Origin of the sequence: Micromonospora sp. CV4 (assembly GCF_003667455.1) — a bacterium.
Taxonomy (GTDB): domain Bacteria; phylum Actinomycetota; class Actinomycetes; order Mycobacteriales; family Micromonosporaceae; genus Micromonospora.
Map to the genome: position 1 here is coordinate 1 of NZ_RCVI01000451.1, position 18,697 is coordinate 18,697.

At 74.3% G+C, this 18,697-nt stretch carries 15 protein-coding genes and 2 pseudogenes; 12 read left to right on the forward strand and 5 right to left on the reverse strand.

Annotation, left to right across the window (positions count from 1 at the left end):
• Positions 1-378: 378 nt before the first annotated feature.
• The 6 genes and pseudogenes from EAD98_RS30460 to EAD98_RS30485 form a co-directional block, all read left to right on the forward strand.
• Positions 379-1,857, forward strand: a pseudogene (locus EAD98_RS30460) (hypothetical protein); the annotation flags it as partial.
• A gap of 23 nt (positions 1,858-1,880) precedes the next feature.
• Positions 1,881-2,855: an alpha/beta fold hydrolase gene (locus EAD98_RS30465; protein WP_121657385.1), complete on the forward strand. Its 975-nt coding sequence runs from the start codon at positions 1,881-1,883 to the stop codon at positions 2,853-2,855.
• Between the two features lie 5 nt (positions 2,856-2,860).
• The gene (locus EAD98_RS30470; RefSeq protein ID WP_121657386.1) at positions 2,861-3,718 is read left to right on the forward strand and encodes a DUF3152 domain-containing protein; all 858 of its coding nucleotides are present in this window, start codon (positions 2,861-2,863) and stop codon (positions 3,716-3,718) included.
• 95 nt (positions 3,719-3,813) lie between these two features.
• Positions 3,814-4,644 carry a DUF3152 domain-containing protein gene (locus tag EAD98_RS30475; protein ID WP_121657387.1) on the forward strand — a complete coding sequence of 277 codons (831 nt, stop codon included), beginning with the start codon at positions 3,814-3,816 and terminating at the stop codon, positions 4,642-4,644.
• 56 nt (positions 4,645-4,700) lie between these two features.
• Positions 4,701-5,949, forward strand: a pseudogene (gene moeZ / locus EAD98_RS30480) (adenylyltransferase/sulfurtransferase MoeZ).
• Between the two features lie 159 nt (positions 5,950-6,108).
• Positions 6,109-6,996, forward strand: a complete 888-nt coding sequence (locus EAD98_RS30485; RefSeq protein ID WP_121657389.1) for a prenyltransferase/squalene oxidase repeat-containing protein — start codon at positions 6,109-6,111, stop codon at positions 6,994-6,996.
• Between the two features lie 104 nt (positions 6,997-7,100).
• Here the strand turns inward: EAD98_RS30485 and EAD98_RS30490 are convergent, their stop codons facing one another.
• Positions 7,101-8,342: a glutamate-5-semialdehyde dehydrogenase gene (locus EAD98_RS30490; protein ID WP_121657390.1), complete on the reverse strand. Its 1,242-nt coding sequence runs from the start codon at positions 8,340-8,342 to the stop codon at positions 7,101-7,103.
• A 49-nt stretch (positions 8,343-8,391) separates the two neighbouring features.
• Positions 8,392-9,549 carry a glutamate 5-kinase gene (gene proB / locus EAD98_RS30495; protein WP_121657391.1) on the reverse strand — a complete coding sequence of 386 codons (1,158 nt, stop codon included), beginning with the start codon at positions 9,547-9,549 and terminating at the stop codon, positions 8,392-8,394.
• A gap of 13 nt (positions 9,550-9,562) precedes the next feature.
• Between proB and EAD98_RS30500 the strand changes: the two genes are divergently transcribed.
• The 3 genes from EAD98_RS30500 to EAD98_RS30510 are packed head-to-tail and all read left to right on the forward strand — an operon-like array spanning position 9,563 to position 12,870.
• On the forward strand, positions 9,563-9,877 hold the full coding sequence (locus EAD98_RS30500) for an MGMT family protein (protein WP_121657392.1): 315 nt from the start codon (positions 9,563-9,565) through the stop codon (positions 9,875-9,877).
• A gap of 32 nt (positions 9,878-9,909) precedes the next feature.
• A complete protein-coding gene (locus tag EAD98_RS30505) occupies positions 9,910-11,319 on the forward strand; it encodes an MFS transporter (RefSeq protein WP_121657393.1) in 1,410 nt (469 codons plus the stop codon).
• 27 nt (positions 11,320-11,346) lie between these two features.
• Positions 11,347-12,870, forward strand: a complete 1,524-nt coding sequence (locus EAD98_RS30510; RefSeq protein WP_121657394.1) for an aminotransferase class V-fold PLP-dependent enzyme — start codon at positions 11,347-11,349, stop codon at positions 12,868-12,870.
• Positions 12,871-12,911: 41 nt separating this feature from the next.
• Here the strand turns inward: EAD98_RS30510 and EAD98_RS30515 are convergent, their stop codons facing one another.
• Both EAD98_RS30515 and EAD98_RS30520 read right to left on the reverse strand, forming a co-directional pair.
• Positions 12,912-14,135: a hypothetical protein gene (locus EAD98_RS30515; protein WP_121657395.1), complete on the reverse strand. Its 1,224-nt coding sequence runs from the start codon at positions 14,133-14,135 to the stop codon at positions 12,912-12,914.
• Positions 14,128-14,688 carry a SigE family RNA polymerase sigma factor gene (locus tag EAD98_RS30520; protein WP_121657396.1) on the reverse strand — a complete coding sequence of 187 codons (561 nt, stop codon included), beginning with the start codon at positions 14,686-14,688 and terminating at the stop codon, positions 14,128-14,130. The genes EAD98_RS30515 and EAD98_RS30520 overlap by 8 nt, the downstream gene beginning before the upstream one ends.
• Positions 14,689-14,924: 236 nt before the next feature.
• Here EAD98_RS30520 and EAD98_RS30525 point away from each other — a divergent pair, with 236 nt between their 5' ends.
• Together EAD98_RS30525 and EAD98_RS30530 are read left to right on the forward strand one after the other, a co-directional pair.
• Positions 14,925-15,506: an NADH-quinone oxidoreductase subunit B gene (locus tag EAD98_RS30525; protein ID WP_121657397.1), complete on the forward strand. Its 582-nt coding sequence runs from the start codon at positions 14,925-14,927 to the stop codon at positions 15,504-15,506.
• Positions 15,507-15,593: 87 nt separating this feature from the next.
• Complete coding sequence (locus EAD98_RS30530; RefSeq protein WP_121657398.1) at positions 15,594-16,910, forward strand: DUF2252 domain-containing protein; 1,317 nt, start codon at positions 15,594-15,596, stop codon at positions 16,908-16,910.
• Positions 16,911-16,926: 16 nt separating this feature from the next.
• Here the strand turns inward: EAD98_RS30530 and EAD98_RS30535 are convergent, their stop codons facing one another.
• On the reverse strand, positions 16,927-17,973 hold the full coding sequence (locus EAD98_RS30535) for a glucose 1-dehydrogenase (protein ID WP_121657399.1): 1,047 nt from the start codon (positions 17,971-17,973) through the stop codon (positions 16,927-16,929).
• Positions 17,974-18,089: 116 nt separating this feature from the next.
• Between EAD98_RS30535 and EAD98_RS30540 the strand changes: the two genes are divergently transcribed.
• Positions 18,090-18,697: NADH-quinone oxidoreductase subunit C (locus EAD98_RS30540; RefSeq protein ID WP_147457536.1), on the forward strand; the 608-nt coding region annotated here is incomplete at its 3' end.

Sequence of the window (18,697 nt, forward strand, 5' to 3'; positions counted from 1 at the left end):
CCCCCGCGTCACTCGCACGGGGTGTGCCCGCCGACCGACTGGCCGGCCGCCCCGGTGAGCGCGTCGCGGACCGAGCGGGCCGACTGGTCCGAGGGACGCCTCCCCGCGGCCCCGGCCGAGCGCCCGTCCTGGCCGGCCAGTCGGTCGGCGGGCACACCCCGTGCGAGTGACGCGGGGGAGTCGACCGGCCCGCTCCGGCCCGAAACCCGATCGACCGCGCCGTTCCGGCTCCGGCCGGAGGCCCCCGAGCCACCCCACGCGGCTCCGGGGGAGACCGGCCCGGCACCGGCCGCCAGCACGCCGACCTCGCCCGGTGCCGTCCCGGGCCCCGCCACGAGCGGGTCCGGGCGCGGCGACCGGCCCTCACCAGCGCCCGCCCCGACGAGCGCACCTCCCTACGCGGCTCGCCGATCCGCCCCCGATCCTGCGTCGCCGGCCGACCCCGCCGACGGCGCCAGGCTGCCGGACCAGACGTCGGCGGTGCTGCCGCAGCGCGTCCCTGCGGAACCGGACGTGCCCGTCGTGCCGGAGCCGCCAGCCGTGGAGCCACCCGCCGAAACCCCCGAACTCGCCCGCATCGCCACCCACCTACGCCGTGACGACGAGCCCGCGCCCCTGCGGGAGCGCCCCGAGGGGTTCGACGTCAACGCCATCCTCGACGCCGTCCGGGAGGTCGCCGGCGTGCGGGACGCGGCCCTGCGCCGCACCCCGGCGGGAGCGCACAGCCTCCGCCTCGACCTGGCCGACGGCGCCGACCCGGCCGAGGTGAGCCGGCACGTGGCCCGGCTGCTTCAGGAACGGATGGGTCTGGCAGCCGCCCCGCAGAACCTGCCCGGCCAGCCGTCCACGCCGGTACCGCCGGTCCGCCGCCGCGCCGCTGAGCCCCGGTCTGCGGAGTCCCGGTCCGCTGAGCCCCGGTCGGCGGAGCGGCGTTCCGCTGAGCCCAGGTCCGTCGAGTCCCGGTCCGCTGAGCCCCGGTCCCCGGAGCGGCGTTCCGCTGAGCCCAGGTCGGTCGAGCCCCGGTCTGCTGAGCCCCGGTCCGCTGAGCGGCGTTCCGCTGAGCCCAGGTCCGTCGAGCCCCGGTCTGCTGAGCCCCGGTCCGCCGAGCGGCGTTCGGCGGAGTCGCGGTCCGCCCAGTCGGACGACGTCGGCGCCGAAGCGCGTACCGGAGAGCTGCGGGCCACCGGATCGCCCACGGCCGGACGGTCGGGCGGTCGGAGCGAAGCCGCCCAGGCGGGCACCGAACAGCAGGTGGACACGGAGGGGGCGCGCCGCCGTCGGGCGAGCGCCCCGCACCGGGGCCGCGCCACGGTGGAGGAGCCGGGGTCGGTCTCGGCCGCGCCCGCCGGTGCGGCCACGGGCAGCCCGGCGACGCTCGGCACGTCGTACTCCGGTGGTCAGGTGACCACCACGGAGTCGGCGCCGTCCCGACCGCTGGACACGGGCGGCACGCCCGGGCCGCGGGTGGTGATCGACCACGTGCAGGTCAGCACCTTCGGGCTGGACGCCAACGTTGAGGTTCGGCTGCTGGCCGGCGGTGAAAGCGCTGCCGGCCACGCCACCGGCCCGGCGGTGGACGGCTACGTCCTGCGGCTCTGCGCGGTGGCCGCGGCCGCCGCGGTGGACGAGTTGCTGCGCGGCGCGGAGAACGCCGAGCGGGGGCGCTGCTTCGTGGAGCACGCGGCGGTGGTGCCGTTCGGCAACTGCGAGGTGGCCACCGTGGTGGTGCTGCTGGTGTGCGAAGGCTGGGTCGAGCAGCTCGCCGGCTCGGCCCTGGTCGCCGGCGATCCGCGACAGGCGGTGGTCCGGGCGACGCTGGCGGCGGTGAACCGTCGGCTGGAGGCGCTGCTGTCCTGAGTGGTCCGGGGCAGACTGGAACGATGAAGCCCGCCACCCTCTGGCCGGACCATCTCCTACCCGAGGACCGGATCCCGCCGCCCTGGCCGGGGCGGGCGGTCCGCCTCGACGGTTCGGTCACGTACGTACGGGACACCCCGGCCACCGCCGCCGGCGCGGAGCCGGCGTTGTACGTGCACGGCCTGGGCGGTTCGTCGCAGAACTGGACCGACCTGGCCGGCCTGCTCGCCGATCGCCTGGACGGTCAGGCCATCGACCTGCCCGGCTTCGGCCGCAGCGAGCCGGGTCGCCGCTACACCGTGCCGGCCTTCGCCGACCTGGTCGTCCGCTGGATCGAGCACTCCGGTCGTGGGCCGGTGCATCTGTTCGGCAACTCGCTGGGCGGTGCGGTCGTGGTCCAGGTGGCCGGGCTCCGGCCCGACCTGGTCCGCACCCTCACCCTGATCTCTCCGGCGCTGCCGTTCCTGGACTTCCGTCGCTCGTTGCAGGGGCGCCTGCTGCCGGTGCTGGCCATTCCCGGGGGTGAACGGTTGGTCGCCTGGCGGCTCACCCAGCTCGCCCCCGAGGTGATGGCCCAGCAGGTGTTGGAGGCGTGCGTCGCCGACCTCAGCCGGATCTGCGCGCAGCGCCGCGCCGAGGCGTTGGAGGAGATCCGGGTGCGCTACGAGGCGGAGCACTACGCCGCCGCGTACGTCCGGACGTTCCGCGGGCTGGTCTCCAGCTTCCTGCGGGCGTACCTGCCGGGGCCGGGCTCGCTGTGGCGGCTCGCCCGGGCGGTGCGTGCGCCGACGCTGGTGGTGGGTGGTCGGCAGGACCGGCTGGTCGACGTGCGGGTCGCCCCGCAGACCGCTCGGGTCATCCCGGACAGCCGGCTGCTGATGCTCGACGGCGTCGGCCACGTGGCGCAGTTGGAGGTGCCTCGGCTGGTCGCCCGGGCGGTGGTCGGCCTACTCGCCGAAACGGAGGAGACCGCCAGGCGGCCTGATCTGGCAGGCTGAGCCGGATGCGCACGCCCTCCCGCCCTGGTCGCCGTCAGCGACGACTCGCAGTGCTCGCCCAGTTGGTGGCGGTCGTGCTGGCCGTCGGTGCGGTGGTGACCGTGATCGCCGAGGGGCCGGGCGGGCATCCGGGCGCCGACCGGCTGGCTGCGGACGAGATCACCGGGCCGCCGCCGCTGGTGGCCGCGCCGTTGCCTCCGTCGGCCGACCCGTCGCCGTCCGTGTCGCCGGTCGCCCCGTCGAGTGCACCCCCGGTGCTGAAGTTGTCCGGGGCGGTGCCGACCGCCGGCACCGGCCGGTTCGGCTACGACGACCGCACCGGCCCGGTGCTGGGCCGCGCGGGTGAGCTGCGGCGGTACCGGGTGGCGGTCGAGTCGGGCAGTGGGGAGGATCCGGTCGCGTTCGGGCAGGCGGTCCAGACGGCACTCGCCGGGCCGGGCAGCTGGGTCGACAGCGGCCGGCTGAGGATGCAGCAGGTGCCCGGCGGCGCGGCCCGGGACTTCACCGTCTACCTGGCGACCGCCCGCACGGCGGGCCGGATGTGCGCCGACGGTGGAGTGGACATCCGGATCGGTGGCCGGCCGTACACCTCCTGCCGGGCGCCCGGGAAGGTGATCATCAACCTGGATCGGTGGCGACTGTCCGTGCCGCACTTCGTCGCGGCCCGCGTGCCGCTGGCGGTCTACCGGACGTACGTGGTCAACCACGAGGTGGGCCACCAGTTGGGGCACCGGCACGAGCGCTGCCCGGGCGCCGGCCGGCCGGCGCCGGTGATGATGCAGCAGACCCTTTTCCTCGACGGCTGTCGGGCCAATCCGTGGCCGTACGTCGAGGGGCGTCGCTACGCCGGCCCCGCGCTCTGACGGCTGGCACAGCGACGCGCCGTCCCCATCAGGCGTCTTGCGTTAATAGCGGCAAAAGCGGAGAAATGCCCGTTTAATCTGGCAGGCTTGATGTCATGACGCCGTCGTCCCCTTACGGCCCGCCCCGGGCGCCCGGCCCGTCCGGCCGGTCGACGTACCGGGCCGGGGACGGGCGGCCGGCGCTGCTCCGGATGCGCCGACGGCGTCGTCGCAGCGTGCTGCTCGGCGTGCTCCTGCTCGCCGTTGCCGCCGCAGTGACGGTGACCCGGGGCGGCGAACCGCCGGCCGAGGCGCCAGCGGTCACCCACGGCCGGATGGGTCATGGCGGCGGGGGCGCGCACCCGGCACCCAGCAGCTACCCGTCGGTCGGCGCGGGACGCTTCACCGCGGCCGACGGCGAGACCGCGGTGCACGGCGAGGACGGGCCGCTGCGCCGTTACCGGGTCGCCGTCGAACGCGGCGCCGGCCAGGACGCCGACGCCTTCGCCGCAACGGTGGACGAGGTGCTGGCCGACCCGCGCAGCTGGATCGCCTCCGGCGAGCTGCGGGTACAGCGGGTGGCCGATGCCGGCGCCGCCGACTTCACCATCTATCTGGCCACCCCGGTCACGTCGGAGCAGATGTGCGCCGAGGGTGGGCTGACCACCGAGCGCTACACCTCCTGCCGGCTCCCCGGGCAGGTCATCATCAACCTGGCCCGTTGGCAGGAGGCGGTGCCCGACTACGGTGCCCCGCTGGAGACGTACCGGAAGTACGTAATCAACCACGAGGTCGGCCACGAGTTCGGCGAGGAGCACGAGGCCTGCCCGGGCCCGGGCGAGCCGGCGCCGGTGATGCAGCAGCAGACGTACGGCCTGGAGGGCTGCGTCGCCAACGCCTGGCCCTACCTCGACGGTCGTCGCTACGCGGGGGACATCGTCCCCTGATCGACCCGGTCGTCGGTTATTCCCTCTCCCGCATCGCGGGCCACGTGTCCTCCCTCATGGCCGAGCAGGGGGCCGGCGAGCAACAATGGCGCGGTTCACACCGCCGATCCCGGGGAGTCCACCGTGTCGTTGCCCCCGCTCGTCGAACCCGCCGCCGAGCTGACCGTTGACGAGATCCGCCGCTACTCCCGCCACCTGATCATTCCCGACGTCGGGGTGACCGGGCAGAAGCGGTTGAAGAACGCCCGGGTGCTCTGTGTCGGCGCCGGTGGCCTCGGCTCGCCGGCCCTGCTGTACCTCGCCGCGGCCGGGGTCGGCACGCTCGGCATCATCGACTTCGACACCGTCGACGAGTCCAACCTCCAGCGTCAGGTCATCCACGGCGTGTCGGACGTCGGCCGGTCCAAGGCCGAGTCCGCCGCCGCGTCGATCCGCGAGATCAACCCGCTGGTCAACGTCGAGATCCACAACACCGCGCTGGACCGGGACAACGTCCGCGAGATCTTCGCCCAGTACGACCTGATCGTCGACGGCACCGACAACTTCGCCACCCGGTACATGGTCAACGACGCCGCGGTGCTGCTGGGAAAGCCGTACGTCTGGGGCTCGATCTACCGCTTCGACGGTCAGGCGTCGGTGTTCTGGGCCGAGCACGGCCCCTGCTACCGGTGCCTCTACCCGGAGCCGCCGCCGCCCGGCATGGTGCCGTCCTGCGCCGAGGGTGGCGTGCTCGGCGTCCTCTGCGCGTCGATCGGCTCGATCCAGGTGAACGAGGCGATCAAGCTGCTCACCGGCATCGGCGAGCCGCTGGTCGGCCGGCTGATGGTCTACGACGCCCTGGAGATGGAATACCGCAAGATCAAGGTGCGCAAGGACCCGAACTGCGCGCTCTGCGGCGAGAACCCGACGGTGACCGACCTGCTGGAGGACTACGAGGACTTCTGCGGCGCGGTCTCCCAGGAGGCCGAGGAGGCGGTGGTCGACTCGACCATCACCGCGCTGGAGCTCAAGGAGTGGCAGGACGCCGGCAAGGACATCTTCCTGGTCGACGTCCGGGAGCCGGCCGAGTACGAGATCGTCCGGATCCCCGGCGCCACCCTGATCCCCAAGGGCGACATCATCTCCGGTGAGGCGCTGGCCCAGCTGCCGCAGGACCGGCAGATCGTGCTGCACTGCAAGTCCGGCGTCCGCTCGGCGGAGGCGCTCGCCGCGCTCAAGGCGGCCGGGTTCCGCGACGCCGTGCACGTGCAGGGCGGCGTGCTCTCCTGGATCAAGCAGATCGATCCGGCGCTGCCCGCGTACTGACCGGCCGGAGCCGGGGCGGTCGACACCGCCGCCCCGGCTCCCGGACGCCGCAGGCCGGCCCGCACGGCGCATGCCGGCCCTGCGACCCGGTACGCGCCGGCGAATCGACGCAGGCGACTCCAAGCGGCCCTGAGCCCGCAGCGACGCAGCCATTCCCGGCTGGCCGATTCCCCGAGGCGGTATCGCGTCTGCGCAGGTAGCGTCTCCGCCGTGGTCGATTTGGATGCCGCGATCGGGTTCGTCGTGGCGCACGGGGACGCGGTGGAGCGTGCCCGCCTCTCCTGGCTTCGCAACGGCACGCCGGTGCCCACCGAGCTGCTGGAGACGGCCGAGGTCGGCCAGTCACCCGACGGTGGTTGGCCGGCGACCTGGGGCGGCGAGATCGCCTCGATCGACGCCACCTGCTTCCGGCTCGCCGAGCTGGACGACCTGGGCGCGCTCGGTCGTCCCGCCGCCCGCCGGGCACTGGACTGGTTGGCCTCCCGGCAGCAGGCCGACGGCGGCTGGGACGAGGACCCGGCGCTGGCCGGCTCGGCTCCGGAGTGGGCCCGCCCCGGCGACCCGGAGGCAGGGCTGTTCCTCACCGCCAACGCCGGCTTCTGGCTCACCGTCGCCGGCCTGGACGCCCGTGCCGCGGGTCCGCTCGATCACCGGGTCGGAGGGGCGTACGCGGGGGTGGTGCAGGCGGCCGCCCACTCGGTCGCCGCGCGGCTGCGTCCGGACGGCAGCTGGCCGTCCTTTCTCGCCGCGGGCTGGCTGAGCGCGGCGGTGCTGCACCGGCAGGACATGTTCCAGGAGTCGGCGCGGATCCAGGTGGTGCTCGCCGAGCGGATGCCCAAGATGTCCCCGGGGGACGTGGCCTGGCTGGCGGCCACGCTGCGCCGGGTCGGCATCGACGCGCAGGACTGGATCATGGTGCGGGCCCTGCGCCGACTGACCGAGACGCAGCGCAGCGACGGCGGCTGGGAGAGCGACGACGGGCACCAGTTCGACGTGCACTCCACACTGTCCGCCATCCGCGCGTGCAGGCCGGCGGCGTTGAGCTGAGCCGCGGCAGCCGGCGACGCCGAGCTGAGCCGCGGCAGCCGGCGGTGTTGAGCTGAGCCGCGGCAGCGGGCGGCGCTGAGCTGAGCCGCGCTGGCCCAGCACGGCTAGCGCAGGTGCCCGGCCCCGGTGACCACGTACTTGGTGCTGGTCAGCTCGGGCAGGCCCATCGGGCCCCGGGCGTGCAGTTTCTGCGTCGAGATGCCGATCTCCGCGCCGAAACCGAACTCGCCCCCGTCCGTGAAGCGGGTCGAGGCGTTCACCATCACCGCCGCCGCGTCCACCCGGGCGACGAACTCCCGGGTGGCGCTCGCCGAGTCGGTGAGAATCGCCTCGGTGTGCCCGGTGCCGTACCGCCGGATGTGCGCGACCGCCGCGTCGAGCGAGTCGACGACCGCGACGGAGATGTCCGCCGAGAGGTATTCGGTGGCGTGGTCCTCCTCGGTGGCCGGGACGACGTCGGCGGAATATCCGGCCACGTCGGGCGAGCCGTGCACGGTCACCCCGGCCTCGGCGAACGCGGCCAGCATCGGCGGCAGGAACGCGTCGGCGACGTCGGCGTGCACCAGCAGCGACTCGGCGGTGTTGCAGGTGGAGAGGCGCTGCGTCTTGGCGTTCAGCGTCACCGCCACGGCCTGCGCCACGTCCGCGGCGGCGTCCACGTAGACGTGGCAGTTGCCCACTCCGGTCTCGATGACCGGCACGGTCGACTCCTCGACCACGGTGCGGATCAGCGACGCGCCGCCGCGCGGGATGAGCACGTCGACCAGCCCTCGGGCACGCATCAGCTCCTTGACCGACTCGCGGGAGCTGGCGTCGAGCAGCTGCACCGCGTCGGCCGGCAGACCGGCACCGGCGACCGCGTCGCGCAGCACCGCGACGAGCGCGGAGTTCGAGTGCGCGGCCGACGACGAGCCGCGCAGCAGGGCCGCGTTGCCGGACTTCAGGCAGATCCCGGCCGCGTCCACGGTCACGTTGGGGCGGGCCTCGTAGATGATGCCGACCACCCCGAACGGCACCCGGATCTGGCGCAGCTCCAGGCCGTTGGGCAGGGTCGAGCCGCGGACCACCTCGCCGACCGGGTCGGGCAGCGCGGCCATCTGGCGCAGCGCGTCGGCGATGCCGGCCACCCGGCCCGCGTCGAGGGCGAGCCGGTCCAGCACGGCCGCGCTCAGTCCGGCCTCCCGGCCGGCCGCCAGGTCCGTCGCGTTCGCGGTCAGGATCTCCGGGGTACGCGTCACCAGCGCGTCGGCCATCGCGGCCAGCGCGGCGTCCTTGGCGGTACGCGTCGCCACGGCCAGCGTCTCGGCCGCCGCCCGTGCCCGTCGGGCCTGCTCGGTCACGCTCATCGGTCACTCCTCGCGTCTGAAGGGCGCCCGGTGCGGCGCCCCGGCGTTCCTACAGCAGAACGAGGTCGTCGCGGTGGACGACTTCCCGCTCGTACGCCGGGCCGAGCGCCGCGGCGAGTTCGGAGGTGGAGCGTCCGAGCAGCCCGGGCAGCTCCACGGCGTCGTAGTTGACCAGCCCGCGCGCGACCGGCGCGCCGGCGGTGTCCACCAGGTCGACCGGGTCGCCGGCGGTGAACGTGCCGTCGACGGCGGTGATGCCGGCCGGCAGCAGCGACTTGCGCCGCCCGACGACGGCGGCCACCGCGCCCGGGTCGAGGTGCAGCCGCCCCCGTGGCGAGGTGGCGTGCGCCAGCCAGAACAGTCGGGCCGCGGGGCGCTGCCGCTGCGGGTGGAACAGCGTGCCGACCGGCTCGCCGGCCAGCGCCGGGGCGGCCAGGTCGGCGGCGGTGAGCACCACCGGGATGCCGAAGCCGGTGGCGATCCGGGCGGCCTCGACCTTGGTCACCATGCCGCCGGTGCCGACCCCGGATCGCCCGGCCCCGCCGATGGTGATCCCGGCGAGGTCCTTCTCGTCGCGGACCTCGGTGATCCGGGTGGCGTGCGGTCGGGTCGGATCGCCGGTCCAGAGCGCGTCCACGTCGGAGAGGAGCACGAGCAGGTCGGCGTGCACGAGCGCGGCCACCAGTGCGGCCAGCCGGTCGTTGTCGCCGAACCGGATCTCCTCGGTGGCCACCGTGTCGTTCTCGTTGACGATCGGCACCGCGTGCAGGTCGAGCAGCTTGCGCAGGGTGCGGTACGCGTTGCGGTAGTGCGCCCGCCGGGTCACGTCGTCGACCGTGAGCAGCACCTGCCCGACGGTCAGCCCGTGCCGGGCGAAGGCCGCCGCGTACCGGCCGATCAGCAGGCCCTGCCCGACGCTGGCGGCGGCCTGCTGGGTGGCCAGGTCGCGCGGGCGTCGGGTCAGCCCGAGCGGGGCGAGGCCGGCGGCGATCGCGCCCGAGGAGACGAGCACGACCTCGCGCCCCTCGGTGGCGAGCCGGCCGAGGGTGTCGACGAGCGCGTCGACCCGCTCGTCGGCCAGCCCGCCGGTGGCGGTGGTCAACGAGGAGGATCCGATCTTGACGACGACCCGTCGGGCTGCCGTGACTGCGTCGCGCACCCGCCCATTCTGCGTGGTCGGCGCGGCGTGGCCCGGTTGCGTTCCCATATCGTGGCCGACTGTGACACCTGACGAGTACGTCGAGGCGGTCCTCGATCTGGTCGAGCGGATCCCGGAGGGCCGGGTCATGTCGTACGGCGGGGTGGCCGACGCCCTCGCCGAGCGTTCCGGCCGCGCCTCGGCCCGGCTGGTCGGCAACATCATGGCCCGCCACGGCGGCTCCGTGCCCTGGCACCGCGTGGTCAGCTCCGCCGGGCGGCTGCCGCCGGGGCACGAGCGGGAGGCGCGGGCCCGGCTGCGCGCCGAGGGGGTGCCGCTGCGCGGTGAGGGGGTGGACATCCGGGTGGCGGGCTGGTCGCCGGAGGAGGGGATGTGACCCGCGCCATAACGTGAGTAACATTCGGCCCCATGACCCCGCCGCCGGGTGACGCCGGCTCACCAGCCGCCGGCCCGCTGCCCCGGCCGGTGCACGCCGGATACGCGCTCGGCTCCCTGGCCACCGGCGCGTTCGGCACGGTGCCCGGGCTGCTCCTGCTGCCGTACCTGACCGACACGCTCGGGGTGGCCGCCGGGGTGGCAGCCCTGCTGGTGCTGCTGCCCAAGGCATGGGACGTGCTGGTCAACCCGGTCGCCGGGCGGATCTCCGACCGCACCCGGTCACGCTGGGGTGCCCGCCGGCCGTACCTGCTCATCGCCGGCCTCGCGCTCGCCGTGCTCTTCGCGGCCATCTTCGCCGCGCCGTTCGACCGTGGTCCGGCCGCCGCGGCGTACGTGGCGTTCGCCTTCCTGGCCACCGCCACCGCGTTCGCCTTCTTCCAGGTGCCGTACGTGGCGATGCCGGCGGAGCTGACCGACGACTACACCGAACGCACCCGGTTGATGACCTGGCGGATCGCCGTGCTGGCGCTGGCCATCCTGGTCTCCGGCGCGGTCGCCCCGCTGGTCGTGACGGCCGGCGGTGACGGTGTGCCCGGGCACCGGTGGATGGGGCTGTTCGTGGCGGTGCTGATCGCCCTCGGCGCCGTCGGCGCGTTCCTCGGCACCCGGTCCGCGCCGACCGGAACGGTGGGCGGCAGTGAACCGTCACTGCGCGCCCAGCTCGCCGTCGCCGGCGGCAACCGGCCGTTCCGCGCGCTGCTGATCTGCTTCGTGGTGCAGTCCGCCGGGGTGGCCACCATCCTGGCCGGGGTCAACTACTTCGCCGGGCAGATCCTGCGCGACGAGCAGAGCGGGCCGACGCTGCTCTTCGTGTGCTTCGTCGGGCCGGCGCTGCTGGTGATGCCGATCTGGTCCCGGGTCGGCGCCCGTGTGGGCAAGCGGGCCGCCCTGGTCGCCGCCGCGCTGATCCTCGCCGCCGGGGCGCTCGCCCTGGTCGCCGCGCCGGTGCTGCCGCCGGTCGCGGTCTACCTGCTGGTCGCGCTGATCGGCGTCGGGTACGCCGGGCAGCAGGTGTTCGCGCTGGCCATGTTGCCGGACTGCATCGCGTACGACACGGCGCGCACCGGCCGGCGGCAGGCGGGCGTGTTCACCGGCCTCTGGACCGCCGGGGAGACCTTCGGCCTGGCCCTCGGCCCGGGCATCTACGGTCTGGTGCTCCAGCTCTCCGGCTACGTCTCCTCCGACACCGGCACGGCGGCCACGCAGTCCGACCTGGCCCGTCTCGGCGTCCTGCTCGGCTTCACGGTCCTGCCCGCCCTCCTGATAGGCCCCCCGGTCCTCCTCCTCCGCCGTTACACCCTCACCCCGGCCGTCCTCGCCGCGGCAACGCACCATCACCGCGCCGATCAAGGAGTCGTGGTGGGGGACGAAAGCCGCTGACCATCACAAGAAGGGCACCACGAGTCCATGATCGACGAGAACTGGGTGGGGGCCGGGGCGCTCTCGGCCGACGGGGTGGCCGCGGATGACGTTCTTGCCGAGGTCCGTGCGCTGCGGGCGGGTGATCGGCCCACGCACGGGGGGCGGTTGTTCGCGTACGTGTACGACCCGGCGGTCGCGGGCCTTGACGAGCTGGCGGCCGCCGCGTACCGCGAGAGCGCGCACGTCAACGGGCTGGACCCGACCGCGTTCCCGTCCCTGCTGGCCATGGAGAACGCGCTGGTCGCCGCGGCCGGCCGGGTGCTCGGCGGCGGGCCGGGCACGACCGCCCCGGACGTCGTCGGCAGTGTCACCAGCGGCGGCACCGAGTCGCTGATCCTCGCGGTCAAGGCGGCCCGGGACGCCCACCCGGAGCAGGTGGCACCGCGGATAGTGGTGCCGGCGAGCGCGCACGCGGCGTTCGCCAAGGCGGCGCACTACCTGCGGGTGACGCTCGACGTGGTGCCGGTCTCCCCGGACACGCTGCGCCCCGACCCGGCCGCGATGGCCGCGGCGATCCGCCCGGAGACGGTGCTGGTGGCGTGCTCCGCGCCGTCGTACGCGCACGGGGTGGTGGACCCGGTCGTGGAGATCGCCGCCGCGGCCGCCCGCGCCGGGGTGCGCTGCCACGTGGACGCCTGCTTCGGCGGCTGGACGCTGCCGTACCTGCGCCGCCTCGGTGAGCCGGTGCCGCCGTTCGACTTCGCGGTACCTGGGGTCACCTCCATCTCGGTGGACCTGCACAAGTACGCGTACGCGCCGAAGGGGGTGTCGGTGCTGCTGCACCGGGACGCCGCGATGCGCGCCCCGCAGTACTTCGCGTACGCGGACTGGCCCGGCTACACGATGATCAACCCGGTGATCGCGTCCACCCGCTCGGGCGGGCCGATCGCCGCCGCGTACGCGACCCTGCGGCACCTCGGCGACGCCGGCTACCTGGCGCTGGCCGAGCGCACCCGGGACGCTGTCGCCGGACTGGCCGCCGCCGTGCGCGGGGTCGACGGGCTGCGGCTGATGGCCGAGCCGGAGTCCACCGTGGTCTGCTTCACCGCCACCGAGGGCGGCCCGGACCTGTTCGTACTGGTCGACGAGCTGACCGCCCGGTGTTGGCACACCCAGCCCCAGCTGTCGTACGCCGGTCTGCCGGCCAGCGTGCATCTCACGGTGACCGCCGCGGTCGCGCCCCGGGTCGCCGAGTTCGGGCCGGATCTGGCCGACGCGGTGGCTGCGGCCCGGGCGGCCGGCCCGGTCCGGCTGCCCGCGGAGCTGGTCGCCCTGACCGGCGCCCTCACCCCGGACGCGTTGACCCCGGAGCTGGTGGCGGGCCTGGCCGCCGGACTGGGCCTGGGCGCCGAACCCGCCGTCGCTTCGGGCCCGGATGGCGGGTCGGCCGCCGCGCCGCTGCCGGAGCGGATGGCGCTGGTGAACACGCTGCTCGACGCCGCCCCGCCGGCGCTGCGGGAGCGACTGTTGGTGGAGTTCGTCGGCCTGCTGCAACGTCCAACCTGGTGACCGGTGGGGGTGGCCGGCCTCGCCGTCACCCCCACCGACGCTCACCGGTAGGCGATGGTGTCCTCGTTGTTCGCCATGACGGGGTCGATCATGTAGTGCCCGCCGGGTCCCTCCGCCGCGCCCCGCACCGTCGCCGTGCCCGCCGCCAGCTCGGTGTCCGGGGGCAGCCGCATACCGAGCTGCACCGTCAGTTCCCCGTTCGGCTCGATCGGGCCCAGCCGGCACGTCAGCGGTGGCCGGTACTTCCCGGCGTCCGGCCCGCAGTCGGCCCAGGCGGGACCGTCCGGCGCCAGGGACGCCGGTAGGTCCAGCGTGAGGGAGACCCGGTCGGCGCGCCGGTCCCCGAGGTTGCGGATCCGCACCTCGACCGCGCCGACCCGCGAGCCGTCGGTGGGGTCGTCGGCCAGGATGAGGTCCTTCGCGGTCGCCGCCAGGTCCGTGGAGTACGGGTTGGGGCCGAACGACGTCGGTCCCTCGACCTGTGCGAACCGCTCGCCCGTCCAGCGGTACCCGCGCCACTGCCGCTGCGACCATTCGCCCGGCCAGCCCCCGCCCGGGTGCAGGTCGGCCACCTCCACCCGGACGGTGCCGTCGGAGCGCCCGTCCAACGCGGTCAACCACTGCGGCTTGTCGCGGCTGGTGGCCACCACCCGGCCGATCGTGACGATCCTGCCCGCCTCGTCCCGGTCGAACGCGACGACCTGCTGCGGTCCACCGCTGCCGAACGAGCACAGCAGCATGGCCACGGTCTCCGTCGCACCGTCGCCGTCGACGTCGGCGTACTCGACCGCCTCGATGGCGTTCGTTCCCTCCTTGGCGGTGCTCGGGTCGCCGGCCAGGCGGACCTTGCTCACCGGGCAGTCGGGTGGCCCCGATCGCCAGGCCGGCAGGTCCACCCGTGCGGCGAGCAGTTGGGCGCGGCTGAGCCGCCCGTCCGGGGCCGTGGGCCGGGTTGGGCTGGCACTGGTCGCCGAGGGCGCGCCGGTGGGGCTCGGCGAGCTGCTGGGCGTGGGACTCGCGGTGACGCTGGGGGTGGGATCCACCGGCTCGGGGGGCGGACCGGAGCGGTCCAGGGCCGCGTACCCGACGGCCGGGCCGCCCAGCAGCGCCACCGCCGCCGCGGCGGCCGTGGCGAGGTGGCGACGCCGTCGCCGGCGTACGGTCCGCCGGACCGCCGCCGGCCCCGGCACCTCGATCTCGGCCAGCATCGTGCCGCGGTACCGGCTGAACTCCTCGGCGAGGTCGACGCTCTCCAGCTCAGACATTTTCCACCCCCTCGGTGGTGTCACGCAGATACCCGGCCAGCGTCGTCCGGCTCCGGTGCAGCCAGGACTTGACCGTGCCCTCGGCGACCCGCTCCTGGGCCGCGATCTCGGCCACCGTCAGGTCTGCGAGATAGTGCAGCACCACGGCCCGGCGCTGCCGGGGCGGCAGCTTCGCCAGCGCCGCGTCGACCGCCACCCGGTCCGGCGTGGGCCCGGCGACGTGTGTCTCCCGCTGTCGCAGCAGGTAGGCCTGCGCGGTGCGCAGCCGTCGCCACCGGTTGTGGCCGAGGTTCCAGGCGACCCTGCGCACCCAGGCCAGCGGGTCGTCGTAGGCGGCCACCCGGTCCCACCGCGCGAACGCCTTGCAGAAGGCCTCCTGGACCAGGTCCTGCGCCTGGCCGCGGTCCCCGGTGTAGGCGGCGAGCTGAACCACCAGGCCGCGATAGTGCGCGTGGTAGAAGTCGTCGAAGCTCAGCGCGGCCCGCTCGGGCTCGGCGTCGTGCAGTTGGTCCGGCGGCGGCTCACCCGCCCGAACGTCTCTCGTCACACTCACTCGCTCTCCCCCGTGGCGGACGCGGCATCGGGCACCCCCCCGACAGAGGTGACACACCGCGACGCCGGGGAAGGTTGCGACCGCCGGAAAGCTGACTGTGCCACGGCTCGCATCGATCTTGGCGGATCAAGGCGGGTGCGGATGCGCGTTGCGAGGCCCGGTCCGGGCCGGCGGCCACCGGGGCGGCGTCGGTCGCTGTGGTTGACTGTCCGGTGGGGGACAGGAAGGGGACGCTCGTGCAGCTGCCGGCAGTGCTCGGCGAGCCGATCCGGTTCGTGCTGAACTGGGGCCGCCGCTACTCGCTCTGGGTCTTCAACTTCGGCCTGGCCTGCTGCGCGATCGAGTTCATCGCCACCAGCATGGGTCGGCACGACTTCATCCGGCTCGGCGTGATCCCGTTCGCCCACGGCCCCCGGCAGGCCGATCTGATGGTGGTCTCCGGCACGGTGACCGACAAGATGGCCCCGGCGATCAAGCGGCTCTACGACCAGATGCCGGAGCCGAAGTACGTCATCTCCTTCGGCGCGTGCTCCAACTGCGGCGGCCCCTACTGGGACTCGTACTCGGTGACCAAGGGCGTCGACCAGCTCATCCCGGTCGACGTCTACGTGCCCGGCTGCCCGCCCCGGCCGGAGGCGCTGCTGCACGGCATCCTGCGCCTCCAGGAGAAGATCGCCGCCGAGCAGTCCGGCCCCGGTGGGGTCTCCCGGCCGGATCTGCTCGCCGCGCCGGTGGACGCCGGGCCCCGCGACGGCACCGCCCCGCGCTCGGTCGACTCGCTCACCGCCCCGCCGGTACGCCCACCCGCCGCCGGCTGACGCGACACCCGGATCGTCCCGTCGGCCCCGACGGACCATTCGGTCGTCCGACGCCCCGGGTGGTCCGGGCGAGCTAGCCTGCGCACCATGAGCAGCTCCGTTGACCAGCGGTCAGCCCACATCGTCGACGTGCTGACCGAGGAGTTCGGCGCGTCCATGGCGATCGACCCGGCCGCCTTCCGCCGTAAGTTCCGCAAGATGGCCGCCTCACCGTTCGCCTTCTACCGGGGCAGCGCCGCCCTGTTCTACGCGGACCAGCTCGGCGACTTCACCGACGACCGGTTCCTGGACGAGCGGACCGGCCGGGTGTGGATCCACGGCGACCTGCACGCCGAGAACTTCGGCACGTACATGAACGCGTCCGGGCAGCTGGTGTTCAACGTCAACGACTTCGACGAGGCGTACGTCGGGCCGTTCACCTGGGACCTGCGGCGCTTCGCGGCCAGCGTGGCCCTGCTCGGCTACAGCAAGGCGCTCTCCGACACGGTGATCGGCGAGCTGGTGGCCGGCTTCGCCCGGTCGTACCTGACCGAGCTGCGGGCGATCGCCGCCGGCGGGGACGACGCCATCGGCTCGATCACCCTGGACAACGCCGACGGGGTGCTGCGTCGCGTGCTCCAGCAGGCTCGGCTCAACACCCGGGTCGACCTGCTGGCCGAGCAGACCACCGTCGACAACTACGAGCGGCGCTTCTCCCTCGGGGACGGCGTCTTCGAGGTCGACGGGGACACCCGCGACAAGGTTCTGGCCGCCTTCGAGGAGTACCTGGGCACGCTGCCCGCCGCCTCGGCCCGGCTGCGCCCGGTGGCGGCGAGGATCAAGGACGTGGTGCTGCGCAAGGGGGTGGGCATCGGCTCGGCCGGGCTGCCGTCGTACAACCTGCTGCTGGAGGGCCACACCCAGGCGTTGGAGAACGACGTCGTCATCTACATGAAGCAGGCGCAGGTGCCGGCGGTGGCCCGGTACGTCTCCGACGAGTCGGTCCGCGGCTACTTCCAGCACCAGGGGCACCGGACCGCCGAGTCGCAGCGGGCGTTGCAGGCGCACGCGGACCCGTGGCTCGGCTTCACCGAGCTGGGCGGGGCCGGTCAGCTGGTCGCCGAGGTCTCCCCGTACGCCGCAGACCTGGACTGGTCGGACGTCAACGAGCCGGAGGAGCTGACCGGGGTGCTCGCCGACCTGGGCCGGGCGGTGGCGCGGATGCACTCGGTCGCCGACGACGAGTCCAGCCACGACCTGGTGGACTACTCCACCGAGGAGGCGATCGTGGCCGCGGTGGAGCGGGACGAGCCGGGCTTCGTCACCCACCTGGTGGAGTTCGCGCACGCGTACGGGGTGCGCGCCCGGCAGGACCACCAGCTCTTCGTGGACCTGTTCCGCAACGGCCGGCTGCCCGGCATCTGAGCGGTCGGCCCGCCGCTCAGGAGCCGAACTCCAGCACCACCTTGATGTCGCCCTGCTCGGGGGCGTACGCCTCGGCGTACCGCTCGACCGGCAGGCGCCGGGTGAGCAGCGACTCCAGCCAGGACTGGTCGGCGCGACTGAGCGCCTGGGCGGCCATGTTCCAGTGCCGCCGGTTGGCGTTCACCGAGCCGAAGACCACGTTGTTCTCCAGCACCAGCGCCCGGTTGAGCGCGCCGGCGTCGAAGTCGATGCTCCGGCCGCCGCTGGACACCCCGGCCAGGCACACGATCCCGGTCGGGGCCGCCTTGCACATCACGTCGATGACCACCGTCGGGGCGCCGGTGCACTCGACCACCACGTCCGGATCGAAGGGCAGGTCGTTGACCGGCACCGTGTGGTACGAGGCGCCGAGCGCGGCGACCAGGTCCGGCTTCGGCCCCGAGGTCGCCCGGTCCAGCACGTGTACGGTGAGCCCGCGTTGGGTGGCGAGCAGCGCCGCCAGGAGCCCGATCGGCCCCGCACCGGTCACCAGGACGGTCTGCGGCTGCCACTCGGCCCGGTGGCCGATCCGCTCGATGTGGTCCCACGCCTTGGCCACCACGCTGGTCGGCTCGAGCAGCATGCCGACCCGGCCCAGCGCCGGGTCGAGCTTGACCGCGAACTGGGGCTCGATCCGCCACCGATCGCGGGCGAACCCGGGCAGCGCCTTGATGCCGTGCTCGGTGTACTGCCCGTTGCGGCACATGTCCCACTCGCCGACGGCGCAGTTGGGGCAGGGCACCGGGTCGGGGTGCCGGACGATCCCGGCCACCAGGTCGCCGGGTTGCAGGGTGCCGGTCGGGTCTTCCAGCACCCGGCCCAGCGACTCGTGCCCGATGATCAGGCGGTCCTGACCGGGCGGCGCCTCGCCGTACTCGCCAGCGATGATTTCGTGGTCGGTGCCGCAGATTCCCACCGCCAGCGCCTCGACCAGGATGGCACCCTCCTCGGGCGCCGGCTCGGGCTGATCCTCGACGAGGCTCAGCGAGTTGGCGACTCCGGGTTTCACAGTCACAGCGCGCACGTCCTCATCTTTCCCCGCCCGGCACCGGGCCGCCCCGCAAAGCCGGCAGATCGTCGGCGCCGGGACTCCACCTCGGCGCGAACGGGGACTTCCACACAGGCCCTAGGATCAGCGGCATGACTCCCGAAGAGGTCGGCGCTCGGCTGGTCGCGCTGCTCGCGCCGGTCGAGGCGACCCCGTCGGTCTCCGGCGGGCAGCGGTACGCCCGGGCCACCGTCGACGTGCCGCCGGCGAGCTGGCGGGACGCGCTCCGCGCCGCCCGCGACGACGCCGAGCTGGCCTGCGACTTCTTCGACTGGCTCTCCGCCGTGGACGAGCTGGCCGAGGGCTTTGACGTGGTGGCGCACCTCTGGTCGACGCGGCTGCGGCACGGTGTGCTGCTGCGTACCCGGGTGCCCCGCGGCGCGGCCACGGTGGCGTCGGTGGTCGACGTCTACCCGGGTGCCGCCTGGCACGAGCGGGAGACGTACGAGATGTTCGGCATCGGCTTCGAGGGGCACGGGGAGCTGCGTCCGCTGCTGCTGCCGCCGGAGTTCGAGGGCCATCCGCTGCGCAAGGAGTTCGTGCTCGCCTCCCGGGTGGCCAAGCCGTGGCCGGGCGCGAAGGAACCGGGCGAGTCGGAGGCGGGCGGTGGCCGCCGGCCGATCCGCCCGCCGGGCGTGCCCGCCCCGGGCGAGTGGGGCACCACGCCCACCCCGGCCGGAGCGGGCGGGGCGGGCGTGGG